16 protein-coding genes are annotated in these 17507 nt (G+C 67.9%); 7 read left to right on the plus strand and 9 right to left on the minus strand.

Going from position 1 to position 17507, the window contains the following annotated elements; genetic code table 11:
- Positions 1-3: 3 nt before the first annotated feature.
- Positions 4-783 carry a 3-oxoacyl-ACP reductase gene (locus OPU70_RS15055; protein ID WP_042537821.1) on the plus strand — a complete coding sequence of 260 codons (780 nt, stop codon included), beginning with the start codon at positions 4-6 and terminating at the stop codon, positions 781-783.
- 34 nt (positions 784-817) lie between these two features.
- Positions 818-1546 carry a FadR/GntR family transcriptional regulator gene (locus OPU70_RS15060; RefSeq protein ID WP_056374309.1) on the plus strand — a complete coding sequence of 243 codons (729 nt, stop codon included), beginning with the start codon at positions 818-820 and terminating at the stop codon, positions 1544-1546.
- A 50-nt stretch (positions 1547-1596) separates the two neighbouring features.
- Here OPU70_RS15060 and OPU70_RS15065 read toward each other — a convergent pair whose 3' ends face one another.
- Together OPU70_RS15065 and OPU70_RS15070 are read right to left on the minus strand one after the other, a co-directional pair.
- Complete coding sequence (locus tag OPU70_RS15065) at positions 1597-2985, minus strand: aspartate aminotransferase family protein (protein ID WP_498558143.1); 1389 nt, start codon at positions 2983-2985, stop codon at positions 1597-1599.
- A gap of 33 nt (positions 2986-3018) precedes the next feature.
- On the minus strand, positions 3019-4503 hold the full coding sequence (locus OPU70_RS15070; protein ID WP_056376324.1) for a CoA-acylating methylmalonate-semialdehyde dehydrogenase: 1485 nt from the start codon (positions 4501-4503) through the stop codon (positions 3019-3021).
- Between the two features lie 95 nt (positions 4504-4598).
- Here OPU70_RS15070 and OPU70_RS15075 point away from each other — a divergent pair, with 95 nt between their 5' ends.
- On the plus strand, positions 4599-6140 hold the full coding sequence (locus OPU70_RS15075) for a PucR family transcriptional regulator (protein ID WP_475435891.1): 1542 nt from the start codon (positions 4599-4601) through the stop codon (positions 6138-6140).
- A gap of 28 nt (positions 6141-6168) precedes the next feature.
- Here OPU70_RS15075 and OPU70_RS15080 read toward each other — a convergent pair whose 3' ends face one another.
- The 6 genes from OPU70_RS15080 to OPU70_RS15105 form a co-directional block, all read right to left on the minus strand.
- Positions 6169-7563, minus strand: coding sequence for an aspartate aminotransferase family protein (locus OPU70_RS15080; protein ID WP_475435889.1), 1395 nt, complete (start codon positions 7561-7563; stop codon positions 6169-6171).
- The gene (locus OPU70_RS15085; RefSeq protein ID WP_153302254.1) at positions 7560-8027 is read right to left on the minus strand and encodes an Lrp/AsnC family transcriptional regulator; all 468 of its coding nucleotides are present in this window, start codon (positions 8025-8027) and stop codon (positions 7560-7562) included. Before OPU70_RS15085 ends, OPU70_RS15080 begins: the two co-directional genes overlap by 4 nt.
- Positions 8028-8115: 88 nt before the next feature.
- On the minus strand, positions 8116-9276 hold the full coding sequence (locus OPU70_RS15090; protein WP_498558144.1) for an acyl-CoA dehydrogenase family protein: 1161 nt from the start codon (positions 9274-9276) through the stop codon (positions 8116-8118).
- Positions 9273-10031, minus strand: coding sequence for an alpha/beta fold hydrolase (locus OPU70_RS15095; protein ID WP_498558145.1), 759 nt, complete (start codon positions 10029-10031; stop codon positions 9273-9275). The genes OPU70_RS15090 and OPU70_RS15095 overlap by 4 nt, the downstream gene beginning before the upstream one ends.
- 44 nt (positions 10032-10075) lie before the next feature.
- Positions 10076-10990, minus strand: coding sequence for a sugar kinase (locus tag OPU70_RS15100; protein ID WP_498558146.1), 915 nt, complete (start codon positions 10988-10990; stop codon positions 10076-10078).
- A complete protein-coding gene (locus OPU70_RS15105) occupies positions 10987-12195 on the minus strand; it encodes an MFS transporter (RefSeq protein ID WP_194285963.1) in 1209 nt (402 codons plus the stop codon). Before OPU70_RS15105 ends, OPU70_RS15100 begins: the two co-directional genes overlap by 4 nt.
- 389 nt (positions 12196-12584) lie before the next feature.
- On the opposite strand from OPU70_RS15105, the gene nrdH reads away from it, so the two are divergent.
- Genes nrdH through nrdF form a run of 4 tightly spaced genes read left to right on the plus strand, consistent with a single transcriptional unit; the run spans position 12585 to position 16441 of the window.
- Positions 12585-12818 (plus strand): glutaredoxin-like protein NrdH, encoded by a 234-nt coding sequence (gene nrdH / locus OPU70_RS15110; protein WP_042537838.1) that lies wholly within the window; start codon positions 12585-12587, stop codon positions 12816-12818.
- Between the two features lie 6 nt (positions 12819-12824).
- Positions 12825-13286, plus strand: a complete 462-nt coding sequence (gene nrdI / locus OPU70_RS15115) for a class Ib ribonucleoside-diphosphate reductase assembly flavoprotein NrdI (RefSeq protein WP_498558147.1) — start codon at positions 12825-12827, stop codon at positions 13284-13286.
- Positions 13287-13306: 20 nt separating this feature from the next.
- Positions 13307-15427, plus strand: coding sequence for a class 1b ribonucleoside-diphosphate reductase subunit alpha (gene nrdE / locus OPU70_RS15120; protein ID WP_042537901.1), 2121 nt, complete (start codon positions 13307-13309; stop codon positions 15425-15427).
- A gap of 33 nt (positions 15428-15460) precedes the next feature.
- A complete protein-coding gene (gene nrdF, locus OPU70_RS15125; RefSeq protein ID WP_042537843.1) occupies positions 15461-16441 on the plus strand; it encodes a class 1b ribonucleoside-diphosphate reductase subunit beta in 981 nt (326 codons plus the stop codon).
- Positions 16442-16509: 68 nt separating this feature from the next.
- Here the strand turns inward: nrdF and OPU70_RS15130 are convergent, their stop codons facing one another.
- The gene (locus tag OPU70_RS15130; protein ID WP_498558148.1) at positions 16510-17445 is read right to left on the minus strand and encodes a hypothetical protein; all 936 of its coding nucleotides are present in this window, start codon (positions 17443-17445) and stop codon (positions 16510-16512) included.
- Positions 17446-17507: the final 62 nt, after the last annotated feature.

Here is a 17507-nt window from a genome sequence, read left to right on the forward strand (position 1 = left end):
CACATGAGCATCGATCTGACCCAGCGCCTCAAGGACCGCGTCGCCATCATCACGGGTGGCGCGAGCGGAATCGGCTTCGCCACAGCCCAGCGCTTCGCCGCCGAGGGCGCGTTCGTCGTCATCGCCGACGTCGACCCCGCCACGGGCGAAGCGGCAGCGGCCGAGGTGGGCGGAGCGTTCCGCATCGTCGACGTGGCCGACGAGGCCATGGTCAACACGCTCTTCGACGGGGTCGCCGCCGAGTTCGGGCGCATCGACATCGCGTTCAACAACGCCGGCATCTCGCCCGCCGACGACGACTCGATCGAGACGACCGAACTGCCGGCCTGGGATCGGGTGCAGGACGTGAACCTCAAGAGCGTGTACCTGTGCAGCCGCGCGGCGCTTCGCCACATGGTTCCGGCCGGTCGAGGCTCGATCATCAACACGGCCTCCTTCGTGGCGCTGCTGGGATCGGCCACCTCGCAGATCAGCTACACCGCATCGAAGGGCGGCGTGCTCGCGATGTCGCGCGAGCTCGGCGTGCAGTTCGCCCGGCAGGGAGTGCGCGTGAACGCCCTGTGCCCGGGACCGGTCAACACCCCGCTGCTGCAGGAGCTCTTCGCAAAAGACCCCGAGCGCGCGCAGCGCCGACTCGTGCATGTGCCGATGGGACGCTTCGCAGAGCCGTCCGAGCTCGCCGCCGCTGTGGCCTTCCTCGCCTCGGACGACTCGTCGTTCATCACCGCGAGCGCCTTCGTCGTCGACGGCGGCATCACCAACGCCTACGTCACCCCGCTGTGAAGCGCGATCATGTCGCTGTGACAGGCTGAGAAGCATGAGCGAGAACCCCTCCGACGGCGATCTCGTCGAGGTGCGCCGGGCGGTCTACCGGCCGCTGCGCCGAGGCAACGCCCTCGAGGATGCGGTCGCTCGCCTCGTGCAGACCATCCGTCTCGGCGTGGTCGCGCCGGGGGAGTCGCTGCCGCCCGAGCGTGAGCTCGCGGCATCCTTCGGAGTGAGCCGCGACACCGTCCGCGAGGCGATCCGCGAACTCGCGGACACGGGGTACCTCGTGCCGAAGCGCGGTCGATACGGCGGCACGTTCGTCGCGGATCCGCTGCCCCAGCCGTCGGATGCCGGGGCCGTGACCGCTGCGGAGCTCGACGACGTGCTGGGCCTGAGGCGGGTGCTCGAGACCGGGGCGGTGCGCGCGGCCGCGAGTCGTTCGCTGGATGCCGCGACGCGCGCCGACCTGTGGGCGCGGCATGAGGCGGCTCTCCCCGCCGGGCCCGAGGAGTATCGACGGCTCGACACCCTGCTGCACCTCGCGATCGCCGAGGCCGCCGGCATCCCCTCGCTCGTCGCTCTGCTCGCCGAGAACAGGGCCGATGTCAACGCATGGCTCGACACGTTCCCGTTGATGCCGCGCAACATCCAGCACTCGGGCGAGCAGCACGAGCGCATCGTCACCGCGATCCTGGCCGGGCGGCCGGATGTCGCTGAAGCCGCGATGCGCGATCATCTCGCGGGCTCCGAAGCGCTGCTGCGCGGCTTCCTGATCTGAACCCGCGCAGCAGCGGCTGCGCCTCACGGCACTGTCAGCTCACGGCGCTGTCAGCTCGTGGCTGCCTCGTCGGCGACGGCGAGAGCCTCGTCGAGCACGGTGAGACCGCGCACCAGGTCGTCTTCGCTGATCACGAGCGGCGGGGCGACGTGCATGCGGTTGAAGTGCGTGAACGGCCAGACGCCGGCCTTCTTGGCGGCGGCGGCGAAGGCGGCGACCGGCGCAGCATCCGCTCCGCTGGCGTTGAACGGCACGAGTGGCTCGCGCGTCTGCTTGTCGCGCACGAGCTCGACGGCCCAGAACAGGCCGCGGCCGCGCACCTCCCCGACGCTCGGGTGGGTGTCGACCCAGCGGTGCAGGGTCGGCTCGACGATGCGCTCGCCGAGGTCGCGCACGCGCTCGAGGATGCCGTCGCGACGGAACACCTCGAACGTCGCGACGCCCGCGGCACAGGCGAGCGGGTGGCCCGAGTAGGTGAGTCCGCCGGCGAAGGGCGTGGTGTCGAAGGCGCGCGCGATGCGCTCGGAGATGACGACGCCACCGAGCGGCACGTAGCCCGAGTTCACACCCTTGGCGAAGGTGATCAGGTCGGGGCGGCCGTCGTATGCGTCGATGCCGAACCACTCGCCGAGCCGTCCGAAGCCGACCATGACCTCATCGGCGATGTAGACGATGCCGTAGCGATCGCACAGCTCGCGCACGCCCTGCAGATAGCCGGGCGGCGGCACGAGCACGCCGTTGGTGCCGACGACGGTCTCGATGATGATCGCGGCGATGGTCTGCGGTCCCTCGAGCTGGATCGTCTGCTCGAGGTGGGCGAGCGCGCGCTCGGACTCCTGCTCCGGCGTCTCGGCGTGGAACGGCGAGCGATAGAGGTAGGGCCCGAAGAAGCGCACGGCGCCCGAGTCGGGAGTGCCGTTCGCCCACCGGCGAGGGTCGCCCGTCAGCGAGATCGCGGTCGACGTGGAGCCGTGGTAGCTGCGGTACATCGAGAGGACCTTGTGGCGACCGGTCGACTGGCGCGCCATGCGCACCGCGTATTCGTTGGCCTCGGCGCCGCCGTTCGTGAAGAACACCTTCTCGAAGCCCTCGGGCGCGACCTCGACGATGAGCCGGGCCAGCTCGCCCCGCACGTCGTTGGCCATCGCCGGCTGGATCGTCGAGAGACGCCCCGCCTGCTGCTGGATCGCTGCGACGAGGTCGGGGTGCTGGTGCCCGAGGTTCAGGTTCACCAGCTGGCTCGAGAAGTCGAGGTAGGCATTGCCGGCGTAGTCCCAGAACGTCGAGCCCTCACCCGCGGCGACGGGGAGCGGATCGATCAGGCCCTGCGCGCTCCACGAGTGGAACACGTGGCCGCGGTCATCCGCTCGCACCTGCGCCTCGGCCTCGGGGGCAGGCAGCGGGTGGGATGCACCATGGCGGTCGGTGAAGTTCGTCATGTCTCGTGTCTCAGTTCTCTGTCTGCTCGGAGCTCAGTGGTTGCTCGGGAAGCCCAGGTCGATCTGCGAGGGCGTGTGGTCGGGCCAGCGGGTGGTGACCACCTTCGACCGAGTGTAGAAGTGCACCGACTCGGGGCCGTAGATGTGCGAGTCGCCGAACAGCGAGTCCTTCCAGCCGCCGAACGAGTAGGCGCCGATCGGCACGGGGATCGGCACGTTCACGCCGACCATGCCGACCTCGATGTCGAACTCGTACTGACGGGCGGTGCCGCCGTCTCGCGTGAAGATCGCCGTGCCGTTGCCGTAGGCGTTCGCGTTGACGAGCTCGACGGCGTCGGCGTAGGTCTCGACGCGAACCACCGAGAGCACCGGGCCGAAGATCTCGTCGTCGTACACCTTCATGCCGGGGGCGACCTGATCGATCAGGCTGACGCCGATGAAGAAGCCCTCCGAGTCGAACTCCTTCGTCGTGCCGTCGACCACGACGGTCGCTCCTTCTGCAGCGGCTCCGGTCACGTAGGAGGCGACGCGGTCGCGGTGCTCGCGGGTGATGAGCGGGCCCATCTCGCTCGCGGTGTCGGTGCCGGCGCCGATCGTGAGGCCCTCGATGCGCGAGGCGATCGCGGCGACCAGGTCATCGGCGATGTCGCCGACCGCGACCAGCACCGAGACGGCCATGCAGCGTTCGCCGGCCGAGCCGTAGGCGGCCGAGACGGCGGCGTCGGCTGCGGCATCGATGTCGGCATCCGGCATGACGACCATGTGGTTCTTCGCGCCGCCCAGCGCCTGGACGCGCTTGCCCGCAGCCGAGGCGCGCTGGTAGATCGAGCGCGCGATCGGCGTCGAACCGACGAAGCTGATCGCGTTCACGCGTGGCGACTCGAGCAGCGCGTCGACCGCCTCCTTGTCGCCGTGCACGACATTGAGCACTCCATCCGGAAGACCCGCCTCCTGGAAGAGCTTGGCGAGCCAGACCGACGCGGACGGGTCCTTCTCGCTGGGCTTGAGCACGACCGTGTTGCCGCACGCGATCGCCGAGGCCACCATCCACAGCGGCACCATCACCGGGAAGTTGAACGGCGTGATCGCGGCGACGACGCCGACGGGCTGCTTGACCGAGTGCACGTCGACGCCACGCGAGACCTGTTCGCTGCGCTCGCCCTTGAGCAGGTGCACGAGTCCGGCGGCGAACTCGACGTTCTCGATGCCGCGTGAGACCTCGCCTGCGGCATCCGAGAGCACCTTGCCGTGCTCCGACGTGACGATCGCGGCGAGCTCGGGCGTGCGCTCCTTGAGCAGCTGGCGCAGCCGGAAGAACACGTCGGCCCGCTTGATGAGGCTCGTCTCGCGCCACGCCGGAAGAGCGGATGCCGCGGCGGCGATCGCCCGGTCGACCTCTCCGGTCGCGGCGAAGGCGACCTGCTTCGAGACCTGTCCGGTGGCGGGATCGAAGACCTGACCCGTGCGCGCCGCCTCGGCGGTCTCTGCTCCATTGATGATGTGACGGACGATGTCCACGGGGCTCCCTCGCAGTGCGTGATCCGCATCGAACACTCTGACCGGGGTTCGATACGCTGGCTTCCTCCCATGATCACAGAGCACGGAGGACAGTCTTGGCGTCAGAACGTAGCGACATCAGGGTTATCCGGACAGACCGTCCGGCGCACAGCGTGTACCTCACGGTCGCCGACGTGCTGGCCGACCCCGCCGTGCAGGCGGGCGAGCCTGACGTGCTCGTCGGGGGTGCGGCGTTGGATGCTGCGGTGCGGTGGGTGCACGTCTCCGACAGCGTCGGCGTCGCGCGTCTGCTCGACGGAGGAGAGCTGCTTCTGACGACGGGTGCAGGGTGGCCGTTCGACGACGGAGAGCTGCGCGCCTTCGCATCGAGGCTGCATCGAGCGGGCATCGCCGGAATCGTCTTCGAGCTCGGGACAGCCCGCGATGCCGTGCCGCAGCCGGTCGTGGATGTCTGCGCGACGGTGGGCCTCGCGCTCGTCGCCCTCACCCGCGAGGTGAAGTTCGTCGCCGTGACCGAGGCCGTGCACCACGCCCTGATCGCCGCGCAGACGCACGCGCTGCGTGAGCGGCAGCATCTGCACGAGCTCTTCACCGCGCTGAGCCTGCAGGGGGCGCCGGCCGACGTCGTGGTGGCCGAGACCGCCCGCGCCCTCGGCGCCCCGGTGGTGCTCGAGAACCTGGCACGCGAGGTGATCGCGGCCGAAGGGCTCGGGATGCCGATCGCCGAGGTGCTCGACGGTCGAGGGGGTGCCGAGCAGGTGCCCGTGCAGGCGAGAGGAGTGCGCTGGGGCACGCTTCTCGCGCTGCCCGGCCCGGCACACCCCGCCGGCCGCGTCACCGTGCTCGAACAGGGTGCGACGGCGCTCGCGTTCGGCTGCATCGCCGACGGCGGTGACGCGGAATGGTCGCTGCTGGCGCAGCGCGCCGTCATCGATGACCTCCTCGGTGCGCGGTTCGCCAGGGCGGACGACATCGATGCTCGGCTGCGCGCAGGGGGCTTCGCGCTCGCCGAACGCCAGTGTCACGGGATCGTCGCCCGCGGCTCGGCGTCCATCAGCGAGCTCGCCTATCGGGCGCGGCAGGCAGGCTTCGCGGTCGTGGCCGCCCGCGTCGACGACGACGATGTCGCGCTGCTCTCGCTGCCGGCATCCGCGGTGCTGTCCGACGAGGTGCTGCTGCGCATCGCCGGCCCCGACCGCGCCGTCTTCGTGGGGCCGGTCTCCGACGACGTGCTCGGTCTGCTCGGCTCTCTGCGCGCCGCGCGCGACCTCGCCGACAGCGACAGGGCTGAGGCCGGGGCGAGGGTGCGCCGCGTCGACGACCGCCCGCTCGAGCGGCTCGTCGCCACTCTGCGTGACGACCACCGGCTGCACGAGCACAGCGAGCGGATGCTGGCGCCGCTCATCCGTCACGATCAGGAGCGGAGAGGCGATCTGCTCGACGTGCTCGCCGCTCTCGTCGCGCACCCGGGAAACCGCTCGGCGGCCGCGGCGGCGAGCCACCTGTCGCGATCGGTGTTCTATCAGCGGATCACGCTGATCGGGGACCTCCTGGGCGCCGACCTCGACGACGGCGAGACGATCGCGGCGCTCCACCTCGCACTTCTCGCGAGGCGGCGCACCGCGGCATCGGCCTGAGCCGTCTCCGGAGCCCCTGAAGCGAGCGTCAGAGAACCGACTGCGCGTCGGTGAGCACGCTCCGCAGGATCTGCTCGATCTCACGGAACTCGGCCGGGCCGACCGTGAGCGGCGGCGCGAGCTGGATCACGGGGTCGCCGCGGTCATCGGCGCGGCAGTAGAGCCCGGCCTCGAACAGCGCGGGCGACAGGAAGCCGCGCAGCAGCCGCTCGGACTCGTCGTCGTCGAACGTCTCGCGCGTCGCCTTGTCCTTCACGAGCTCGATGCCGAAGAAGTAGCCGTCGCCGCGCACGTCGCCGACGATGGGCAGGTCGAGGAGCTTCTCGAGCTCGGCGCGGAACAGGGGCGAGTTCTCGCGCACCCGCTCGTTGAGCCCCTCCTCGTCGAAGATCGCGAGGTTCTCGAGCGCCACGGCTGCCGAGACGGGGTGGCCGCCGAACGTGTAGCCGTGCGGGAACGACACGTCGCCCTTCGAGAACGGCTCGTAGATCCGGTCGCTCACGATGGTGGCGCCGATCGGCGAGTAACCGCTCGTCATGCCCTTGGCGCAGGTGATCATGTCGGGCACGTAGCCGAGGCCGGTGCAGGCGAAGGTGTGTCCGAGGCGGCCGAACGCGCAGATGACCTCATCCGAGACGAGCAGCACGTCGTGGCGGTCGCAGATCTCGCGCACCCTGGCGAAGTAGCCGGGAGGGGGCGGGAAGCATCCGCCCGAGTTCTGCACCGGCTCGAGGAAGACGGCGGCGACGGTGTCTGCGCCCTCGAACAGGATCATCTCCTCGATGCGGTCGGCGGCCCAGCGTCCGAAGGCCTCGAGGTCGTCGCTCGGGCCGCCCATCTCGGCCGCTCGGTAGAAGTTGGTGTTCGGCACCCGGAAGCCACCGGGCGTGACGGGTTCGAACATCGACTTCATCGCGGGGATGCCGGTGATCGCGAGGGCGCCCTGCGGGGTGCCGTGGTAGGCGACCGAGCGCGAGATGACCTTGTGCTTGGTGGGCTTGCCCATCAGCTTCCAGTAGTGCTTCGCGAGCTTGAAGGCCGTCTCGACCGCCTCGCCGCCTCCGGTCGAGAAGAACACGCGGTTGAGATCGCCGGGTGCCTCATCGGCCAGGCGATCGGCGAGCTCGATGGCCGCCGGGTGCGCATACGACCACAGCGGGAAGAACGACAGTTCGGATGCCTGCTTCGCCGCGGCCTCGGCGAGGCGGCGGCGTCCATGCCCGGCGTTGACGACGAAGAGACCCGAGAGGCCGTCGAAGTAGTCCTTGCCCTTCGAGTCCCAGATGCGGTGGCCGTCGCCCTTGACGATGATCGGCACGCCGCTCTTGTCCATGGTCGACTGCCGTGTGAAGTGCATCCACAGGTGGTCTTTGGCCATGGCCTGGAGTTCGGCCTCGGACGGAGTCGTGCGTTGCGTGCTCATCTGGTCCCCCAGTTGTAGAGCTGCTTCTGCAGCTTGGCGTAGATGAAGGTCTCGGTCGACAGCACCCCGTCGATCGGGCGGATGTGGTCGTTGATCAGCGCGAGGAGGTCTTCGTCGTCCTCGCAGACGACCTCGGCGAGGATGTCGAAGGATCCGACCGTGATCACCACGTAGTCGATCGCGGCGATCTCGGCGATGGCCTCTGCGACGACGCGAGTGTCGCCCGAGACGCGGATGCCGATCATCGCCTGTCGAGGGAAGCCCAGCTGCATCGGATCGGTCACGGCGACGATCTGCATCACGCCGGACTCGGTGAGACGCTGCACCCGCTGGCGCACGGCGGCCTCGCTCAGGCCGACCTCACGCCCGATGTCGGAGTACGAGCGCCGGCCGTCCTCCTGCAGCAGCTCGATGATCGTCTTGGCCACACCGTCCAGTGGCGGATGCTTCTTCGAGGACATCATGATGCGATCCTCGCACCGCAGCGGGCTGTCTTCAACCGATTCCGCAGAATCGGCGGAGCTGCAGCGGGTAAACCGCAGAATATCGCGGTCAGGACTCGAGCGGGCCCAGCCAGGCGCTCGCCGCGGTGGAATGCGCAGACTCGGGGTCGGAGGGGTGGAATGCCCCTGCCAGGACGTCACGATAGAGCCGCGACAGCTCGTTCGACGAGAAGTACGAGCCGCCGCCGGCGACCAGCATCGCCTGGTCGACGACGTGCTTCGACATCGTGATCGCCCGGTGCTTGACCCCCGAGAGCAGCGTGAACCACCGGGCGCCGTTGTCGACCTTCTCGTCGACGTCGCGCGCGAGGACGGCGATCTGCGGCGGAAGGGCGTCGTACGCGAGGCCCATGTCGGCGATGCGCCAGCGGATGTCGGGATCCTGGCTGTACGCGGCACCTGTCTTCTTCGAGCGGCGCTTCTGCGCGGTGAGCACGGCCAGGTCGAGCGCACGGCGCGCGATGCCCGTGTAGACCGAGGCGAGGAGGATCTCGAAGACCGAGAAGATCCCGAAGACGATCGGGTCGGGGTTCGGACCCGGATCGATGCGGCGCACCACGTGCGCAGCATCCGCCGTGGCTCCGTCGAGTCGGGTCGTGCGGCTCTGCGTGCCCCGCATGCCGAGCGTGTCCCAGTCGTCGCCCGTCACGACCGCATCGGTGCGGTCGACGAATGCGAAGACGAGCTTCGGGGCGTCGGCGCTCGTCGTGTCGAGGCCGTGCAGCCCGAGCTTCGTCCACACGGGCGCGAGCGAGGTGAAGATCTTGGTGCCGGTGAATGCGTAGCCGCCGTCGGCGGTGGGTGCGGCCTCGGTGTCGCTGCCGAACAGCACCAGGTCGTTGCCGCCCTCGCTGATGCCGAAGGCGAAGACCTCGCCGGCGACCGCGCCGTCCTGCACGAACTCGAGGCCGGGCACGCCGCGGTCGGAGAAGACCTTGGCGACCCCGGTCCAGACGAGGTGCATGTTGATCGCGAGCGCCGTGGCCGGGGCGGCGGTCGCGAGGCGCTGCTGGAGGATCGCGGCCTCGGCGAGTCCGAGACCCGCGCCTCCGCGGTCGGCGGGGACGAGGATCGACAGGTAGCCGGCGTCGCGCAGCTCGGCGAGGTCCTGTTCGGGGAACGTGTTGTCGCGGTCGTGGATGGGAGCCCGCTCGCGGATGCGCTCGAGCAGGTCGTCGGGAAGATACGCGGTCGGGTCGAACGTGCTCACGCGAGGGCCTCTCTCAGCTGTCGGACGGTCTCTTCGGGCTTGTCGCGGTGCAGCGAATGCCCGGATCCCTCGACGACCGACATCGTGACGAGAGGGTTCGAGGCGAGAACGGAGGCTGCGACATCGCCGGTGAAGATGCTGTAGACCGCCGGATCAGAGGCGATCACATGGGTGGGGACGGCCAACCGCGCGGCATCAGCCGTGACATCCCACGGCGTGTTCTGCGCACTCGTCTGCTCGACCGCCCATGCACTCGCTCGGTGCACGGCATCGACCTTGAGCTCCCAGTCCTGCGGATGCCAGTGCGGATGCTCCTGCTGCACCAGCTCCACCCTGTTGTCGGCGAAGGCACGCTCCTGGCTGCGACGCACGATCGCGGCATGGCGGCCGTCGACGAGGATCGCCGGGTCGAGCAGCACCAGGCGGCGGGTCCACTCCGGAGCGGATGCTGCGGCCGCCGTGCCGGCGGCGCCGCCGAGAGAGTGGCCGACCACGGCATCCCACGCTCCACCGCCGTCGGGCTCGGTCGCGACGAGATCTGCCGCATAGGCGGCGACCGAGTAGTCGAGGGCCCTCGGGGCGTCGCCGTGACCGCGCAGGTCGACCGCGGTCGCATGCCATCCGGCGTCGGCGAGGGCGGTGCCCACCCGCCACATGAGAGCAGCGGAGGAGCCGAGGCCGTGCACGAGGAGCACTCGGCGATCGGAGGCCGGATCACCCCAGGAGATGCGGGGCAGCGTGAGCGGTGCGGGCATGCAGCAAGCCTACGACCGGGTCGTAGGGGGGAGGCGTGCGGAGTTCAGGGCAGCGGTGGCAGGTCGCCGTGCGTGGTCAGCACCCGCGCGGCTGCGGTGTGTCCGGCAGAGAGTCGCTCGGCGAGCTCTGCGCCGTCGAGCGTCGTGGCGAGGAACCCGGCCGCGAAGGCATCGCCGGCGCCGACCGGCTCGACGACCTCGACCCGCGGCGCGGGTACGAACACCGGCTCGTCGTCGCCGAGGAACGCGGTCGCGCCGACGTCGCCGTCCTTCACGATGAGCAGCCCGCAGTTCGGAAGGTGTGCGCGGATCTCGACGGCGGTGGCGGTGCCCCAGACGCGCTCGGCCTCATCTCGACCGACGAAGGCGATGTCCGCGGCATCCGCGAGCCGGGTCAGCGTCTCGGCCGCATCCTGCATCGTCCACAGCGCCCTGCGATCGTTCACGTCGAACGAGACCAGCGCGCCGGCTGTGCGCGCGTCGACGAACAGCTGATCGACCATCGCGCGGCAGGAGGGGGAGAGCGCCGGGGTGATGCCGGTCGTGTGCACGATGCGGACGCCGGCGAGCTGCGGGGCGTCGAGGAACCCGGGCGCCATCAGCGACGCCGCCGATCCGCGCCGGTAGTAGTAGACGGACGACGACTCGGTGCCCGGATCCTTGAACATGACGCCGGTGGGCGCATCCGCATCCGTCGTCACCCAGAGGTCGACGCCGCGGCGCGCGAGCTCGGTCGAGATGCGCACGCCGATCGGATCGTCGCCCAGGCGCGAGGCCCAGGCGGCCCGATGCCCTGCCGAGACGAGTCCGACGGCGACGTTGCCCTCTGCTCCGGCGAGCCCCAGTGCTGCCGTCTCGGTCTCGGCGAGCGGTGCGCCCAGAGCGGTGACGAGTCCCATGGACTCGCCGATGCAGACCACCTCAGGGGCGATGGATGCGGGGGAGGACGCAGAGCTCATGAAGGGGTGACCGCCAGGGGTTCGGTATCGGGGTGGGGACTCGCATCGCGATGACGCAGATCGGGGAAGGAGCGGACGAAGACGATCGAGACGACGAGTCCGGCTGCGGCGAAGAGCGTCGCCGCGAGGTAGGCGCCGCGGGGATCCGTCGCATCGACGAGGAAGCCCGCGACGGCAGAGCCGGCCGCGGCGCCGATCAGCTGACCGGTGCCGGCCCAGCCGAAGGCCTCGGCCGTCTCGCTGAACTTGACGCTCGCGGTCGTGATGGCGAACAGCACGGCGAGAGCCGGCGCGACGCCGATGCCGGCGACGATCAGGGTGCCGCCGAGCCAGAACTCGTTGAGGGAGAACATGGTGAGTGCGAGGCCGACCGTGACGATGGTGAGGCGGCGGGCCATCGCCCAGGGCCCGATGGGGATGTGTCCGAACGAGAGGCCTCCGGCGAGGCTGCCGACGGCGAACACCGCGAGCACGAGGCCGGCCGCCAGGCTGCCGTGCTCGAACGTCGCGACGACACCGACCTCGACCGCGGAGCACGCGCCGATGAGCAGGAATCCGATGATGGTGGCGAGCAGCACCGGCGGTTTGAGCACGACCTTGCCGAGGGCGCTGCGACTTCGCGGGATGCGCACGCGGCCGACCTCGGGAGAGAGGATGAACCACGCTCCGCCGCCGACCAGCACGACCGCCACGAGCAGCAGCCCCACGGCCGTGCCGATCTGCGTCGACACGAGCGTGATCACGACGGGGGCGAGCACCCAGATGATCTCCTGCAGCGAGGCGTCGAGAGAGAAGAGCGGGGTGAGCTGTGTCGAGTTCACGAGCTTCGGATAGATGGTGCGCACGGCGGCCTGCACCGGCGGGGTCGAGAGGCCGGCGATCATGCCGAGCGCCATGTATCCGGGGACGTTCAGGGGGAGCAGCGCCAAGCCCAGCACGGCGACCACGCACACGCTGAGCGTGAGGGCGAGCACGCGGCGCATGCCCCAGGCGCCCATCCATCGACTCGTGATCGGGCCGGCGACGGCCTGCCCGACGCTGGTCGCGGCGAGCACCAGGCCCGCCGAGCCGTATGAGCCGGTCTGCTGTTCGACGTGCAGCAGGATCGCGAGCGAGGTCATCCCGTTGGGGAAGCGAGCGGTCAGCTGTGCAGCGATCATGCGCGCCACTCCGGGCGTGCGAAGAAGGTCACGATATCCCGCCACGGGTCAACGCTACCGGGAGGCGCGGACGCCGGTCGAAGCGGCTCATCCGCGACACGCCGCGACACGCCCAAACCGAGTTTCCACAGAAAATCCGATGTCAGAGGTGAGGCGTACGGTCCGACCTGTGGATGGATCTCTCACAGGTCGTTCCCAGCCGCGATTTCTCGCGGTTCGGAGCTGCTCCCGAGGTGCCCGAGCCTGTGGAAGAAACGGTGGAGAACCTGTGTTGTAACAGCGGAGAGCGGTGGAAAACTACACGTATGTAACTACTACCCCTAGTGGTCACCCTGAATGTCCGTACCTATATGTAGTATTGAGATCCCGGTGAGGGTCTACCGGAAAACAGCCTGATACAGATGCAGGCCAGAGATTTGAGGGGAAGCGAAAAGATGTCGATCACGGTCTACACGAAGCCGTCCTGCGTTCAGTGCAACGCCACCTACCGCGCGCTCGACGCCAAGGGCATCGAGTACGAAATCCTCGACCTGTCGGAAGACGCGACCGCACTCGAGCAGGTCAAGGCGCTGGGCTACATGCAGGCGCCGGTCGTCGTCACCGACGAGGGCCACTGGTCGGGCTTCCGTCCCGACAAGATCGACGAGCTCGCCTCGCGTCTGGCGTGATCCGCCATGAGCGCCGTCGCGACCGCCGCGCCGCTCCTGGTCTACTTCTCGAGCGCCTCGGGTAACACCGCGCGCTTCGTCGAGAAGCTCGGGCTCCCGGCCCGACGCATTCCCCTTCTCCGGCAGCAGGAAGATCTCGTCGTCGACGAGCCCTTCGTGCTGGTCACCCCCACCTACGGCGGGGGTGAGGGGCGCGGCGTCGAACGAGGCGCGGTGCCCAAGCAGGTCATCCGGTTCCTCAACGACGAGCGCAACCGGAATCACATCCGCGGAGTCATCTCCGCGGGCAACTCCAACTTCGGCGACTCCTTCTGTCTCGCCGGTGACATCATCAGCCGCAAGTGCAACGTGCCTCACTTGTATCGGCTCGAGATCTTCGGCACACAAGACGATGTAGATCGCGTGAGCGACGGATTGGAGCGACGGTGGGTACCGCAGTTGACGAGCAGGCAGGAACCGACTCAGTGACGGACACGGTGGCGTTCAAGATGAACCCGACCTATGAGGGCCTGGACTATCACGCCCTCAACGCGATGCTGAACCTGTACGACGCGAACGGGAAGATCCAGTTCGACGCCGACAAGCGGGCGGCACGCGAGTACTTCCTGCAGCACGTCAACCAGAACACGGTGTTCTTCCACTCGCTCAAGGAGCGTCTCGACTACCTGGTCGAGAAGGAGTACTACGAGCCCGCCGTGATCGAGCAGTACTCGCTCGAGTTCATCCAGAAGCTCAACGACCTCGCCTACAGCAAGAAGTTCCGGTTCGAGACGTTCCTCGGCGCCTTCAAGTACTACACGAGCTACACGCTCAAGACGTTCGACGGCAAGCGCTACCTCGAGCGCTTCGAAGACCGCGTCGTGATGACGGCCCTCGGCCTCGCCGGCGGCGACGAGAACCTCGCGGTCGCCCTGGTCGAGGAGATCATCTCCGGCCGTTTCCAGCCCGCGACGCCGACCTTCCTCAACTCGGGCAAGGCCCAGCGCGGCGAGCTCGTCAGCTGCTTCCTGCTGCGCATCGAAGACAACATGGAGTCGATCGCCCGCGGCATCAACTCCGCTCTCCAGCTCTCCAAGCGCGGCGGCGGCGTCGCTCTGCTGCTCTCGAACATCCGTGAGGCCGGCGCTCCGATCAAGCAGATCGAGAACCAGTCATCGGGCATCATCCCCGTGATGAAGCTCCTCGAAGACAGCTTCAGCTACGCCAACCAGCTCGGCGCCCGTCAGGGTGCCGGAGCGGTGTACCTCAACGCGCACCACCCCGACATCATGCGCTTCCTCGACACCAAGCGCGAGAACGCCGACGAGAAGATCCGCATCAAGACGCTGTCGCTCGGCGTCGTGGTTCCCGACATCACGTTCGAGCTCGCCAAGAACGGCGAGGACATGTACCTCTTCTCGCCGTACGACGTCGAGAAGGTCTACGGAGTTCCCTTCGGCGACATCTCGGTCACCGAGAAGTACCGCGAGATGGTCGACAACCCGCGCATCAAGAAGACGAAGATCAACGCACGCGAGTTCTTCCAGACGATCGCCGAGATCCAGTTCGAGTCGGGCTACCCGTACATCATGTTCGAGGACACGGTGAACAAGGCCAACCCGATCAAGGGCCGCATCAACATGTCGAACCTCTGCAGCGAGATCCTGCAGGTGAACACGCCGACCACGTACAACGACGACCTGTCGTACGACCAGATCGGCAAGGACATCTCCTGCAACCTCGGCTCGATGAACATCGCGCTGTCGATGGATGCCGATGACCTGGGCCAGACAGTCGAGACGGCGATCCGCGCGCTGAGCGCGGTGAGCGACCAGAGCCACATCCGCTCGGTCCGCTCGATCGAAGACGGCAACGACCGTTCGCACGCGATCGGCCTCGGTCAGATGAACCTGCACGGCTTCCTCGCTCGCGAGCACGTCCACTACGGCTCCGAAGAGGGCATCGACTTCACGAACATCTACTTCTACACGGTGCTGTTCCACGCGCTGCGCGCCTCGAACAACATCGCGATCGAGCGCAAGCAGGCCTTCGACGGCTTCGAGGACTCGACGTACGCGTCGGGGGAGTTCTTCGACAAGTACATCGAGCGTGCCTGGGTTCCCGAGACCGAGAAGGTCAAGGAGCTCTTCGCGGGCAAGCACATCCCGACGCAGGCCGACTGGGTGGCGCTGAAGTCGTCGATCCAGGAGCACGGCATCTACAACCAGAACCTGCAGGCTGTGCCCCCGACCGGCTCGATCTCGTACATCAACAACTCGACGTCGTCGATCCACCCGATCGCGTCGAAGATCGAGATCCGCAAGGAAGGCAAGCTCGGCCGCGTCTACTACCCGGCGCCGTTCATGACGAACGACAACCTGGAGTACTACCAGGACGCATACGAGATCGGCTACGAGAAGGTCATCGACACCTACGCCGCCGCCACCCAGCACGTCGACCAGGGCCTGTCGCTGACGCTGTTCTTCAAGGACACCGCCACGACGCGTGACATCAACAAGGCTCAGATCTACGCATGGCGCAAGGGCATCAAGACGATCTACTACATCCGTCTGCGTCAGATGGCGCTCGAGGGCACCGACATGACCGAGTGCGTCTCGTGCATGCTCTGATCCGGCTCTGACCACAGGAAACGACGAAGAACAATGACTCCTCACCCCCCGCTCAAGCTGGTCGACAGCGTTCAGGCGATCAACTGGAACCGCATCCAGGACGACAAGGACCTCGAGGTCTGGAACCGTCTGGTGAACAACTTCTGGCTGCCCGAGAAGGTGCCGCTGTCGAACGACGTCCAGTCGTGGAACACGCTGACGCCCGACGAGCAGCTGCTCACCATGCGCGTCTTCACCGGTCTGACTCTGCTCGACACGATCCAGGGCACGGTCGGCGCCGTCTCGCTGATCCCCGACGCGATCACCCCTCACGAAGAGGCGGTCTACACGAACATCGCGTTCATGGAGTCGGTGCACGCGAAGAGCTACTCCTCGATCTTCTCGACGCTCGCGTCGACGAAGGAGATCGACGAGGCGTTCCGCTGGTCCACGGAGAACCCGAACCTTCAGAAGAAGGCTCAGATCATCATGGATTACTACCAGGGTGACGACCCGCTCAAGCGCAAGGTCGCCTCGACCCTGCTCGAGTCGTTCCTGTTCTACTCGGGCTTCTACCTGCCGATCTACTGGTCGTCCAAGGCGAAGCTCACGAACACGGCCGACCTGATCCGCCTCATCATCCGTGACGAGGCCGTGCACGGGTACTACATCGGCTACAAGTTCCAGAAGGGTCTCGAGAACGAGACCGAAGAGCGTCGCCAGGAGCTGAAGGACTACACCTTCAACCTGCTGTTCGAGCTCTACGACAACGAGGTGCAGTACACGCAGGATCTCTACGATGGCGTCGGTCTGACCGAGGACGTCAAGAAGTTCCTGCACTACAACGCCAACAAGGCGCTGATGAACCTCGGCTACGAAGCGATGTTCCCCTCGACCGTGACGAACGTGAACCCGGCGATCCTGTCGGCGCTCTCGCCGAACGCCGACGAGAACCACGACTTCTTCTCGGGGTCCGGCTCCTCCTACGTCATCGGCAAGGCCGAGGCCACGGAAGACGACGACTGGGACTTCTGAGTCACACGTTGAGCATGATGAAGGGGCGGATGCTGCGGCATCCGCCCCTTCGTCATGTCGTCGCCGCCTCAGGCGTGCTCGTCGGCCAGGCGGGCTCGGCGCTCCTCTTCCCGCTTGGAGTAGGTGGCGGCGCGGATCGCGTCGTCGGACTCCAGGCCCGTTCCCAACGCCCCGCCGAGTGTCGCCGCCGACGCGACGAACCAGGTGAGCACGAACAGATCGCCGACTTCGACGGTTCGGCCGAGGGACTCGCTCATCACCGACGTGTCGAGCACGAAGAGCGCCCAGGCCAGATTCACGACGTACAGCGCCAGATAGCAGATGACGCTGCCGATGGTCAGGGTCAGCAGCGTCGAGGTGTTGTAGAGACGGGATCTCTCACGGGCCTGGAGTGAGTCGTCGTCTGGACGGTCCCAGAGCCTGCCGTCGATCACGATCCACGCGATGATGATCGTGATGGAGGCCACAGTCGCCGCCACCAGGCGCCAGCCCGACAGTGAGCTGGCGAGCGACCACACGGTCGGCTCGATCGTCGCCACCGCGCCGGTCGCCAGCGCTGCGACCAGCGCGGACTTGAGCCCGGCGGCGAGCAGCCACGGACGGTTGGCCAGCACCATCCCCAGAAGCACGCGCCCGCGGGCACTGAGTCCGGGCAGCGGCAGGCGCTGCTCCTCCGGCGAGGCGGGCTCGGCCATCCCGTCGACGAGTCCCCGCACCGCGTGACGGGCGCGGCTCTGCACCCGGAACCCGCCCAGGGCGGGCAGCGACAGCACCGCGGACTGGCGACGAGGATCGATCGCCGCCAGCAGGTAGCGGCCGTCATCGTCGCGAAGCGGAAGCTCGGTGACGCCGATGACGAGATCCCACCCGTTCTGCTCGGCATGCGCACGTAGCCGCTCGAGGGCGACGTCGACGTCTTCAGACCCGAGGGTGAACGGCTCGCTGACGAGTTCGACGATCCAGCTGTCGGCCGCAGCGGCGAGCGGTGGCGTGAGGTCGGTCATCCGACGCGCGACGGTAGTGGGCGAAGCCGGGTCGGCTACGAGGCCCACTCGGATCGGCTCCA

It is taken from the genome of Microbacterium sp. SWDP-B6 (genome assembly GCF_059803615.1).

What these genes read in the sequence shown, in the direction of transcription:
- OPU70_RS15055 (WP_042537821.1), top strand. Translation starts at nt 4, where the DNA reads ATGAGCATCGATCTGACCCAGCGCCTCAAGGACCGCGTCGCCATCATC.
- OPU70_RS15060 (WP_056374309.1), top strand. Translation starts at nt 818, where the DNA reads ATGAGCGAGAACCCCTCCGACGGCGATCTCGTCGAGGTGCGCCGGGCG.
- OPU70_RS15065 (WP_498558143.1), bottom strand. Translation starts at nt 2,985, where the DNA reads ATGACGAACTTCACCGACCGCCATGGTGCATCCCACCCGCTGCCTGCC.
- OPU70_RS15080 (WP_475435889.1), bottom strand. Translation starts at nt 7,563, where the DNA reads ATGAGCACGCAACGCACGACTCCGTCCGAGGCCGAACTCCAGGCCATG.
- OPU70_RS15085 (WP_153302254.1), bottom strand. Translation starts at nt 8,027, where the DNA reads ATGATGTCCTCGAAGAAGCATCCGCCACTGGACGGTGTGGCCAAGACG.
- OPU70_RS15095 (WP_498558145.1), bottom strand. Translation starts at nt 10,031, where the DNA reads ATGCCCGCACCGCTCACGCTGCCCCGCATCTCCTGGGGTGATCCGGCC.
- OPU70_RS15100 (WP_498558146.1), bottom strand. Translation starts at nt 10,990, where the DNA reads ATGAGCTCTGCGTCCTCCCCCGCATCCATCGCCCCTGAGGTGGTCTGC.
- nrdH (WP_042537838.1), top strand. Translation starts at nt 12,585, where the DNA reads ATGTCGATCACGGTCTACACGAAGCCGTCCTGCGTTCAGTGCAACGCC.
- nrdI (WP_498558147.1), top strand. Translation starts at nt 12,825, where the DNA reads ATGAGCGCCGTCGCGACCGCCGCGCCGCTCCTGGTCTACTTCTCGAGC.
- nrdE (WP_042537901.1), top strand. Translation starts at nt 13,307, where the DNA reads ATGAACCCGACCTATGAGGGCCTGGACTATCACGCCCTCAACGCGATG.
- nrdF (WP_042537843.1), top strand. Translation starts at nt 15,461, where the DNA reads ATGACTCCTCACCCCCCGCTCAAGCTGGTCGACAGCGTTCAGGCGATC.
- OPU70_RS15130 (WP_498558148.1), bottom strand. Translation starts at nt 17,445, where the DNA reads ATGACCGACCTCACGCCACCGCTCGCCGCTGCGGCCGACAGCTGGATC.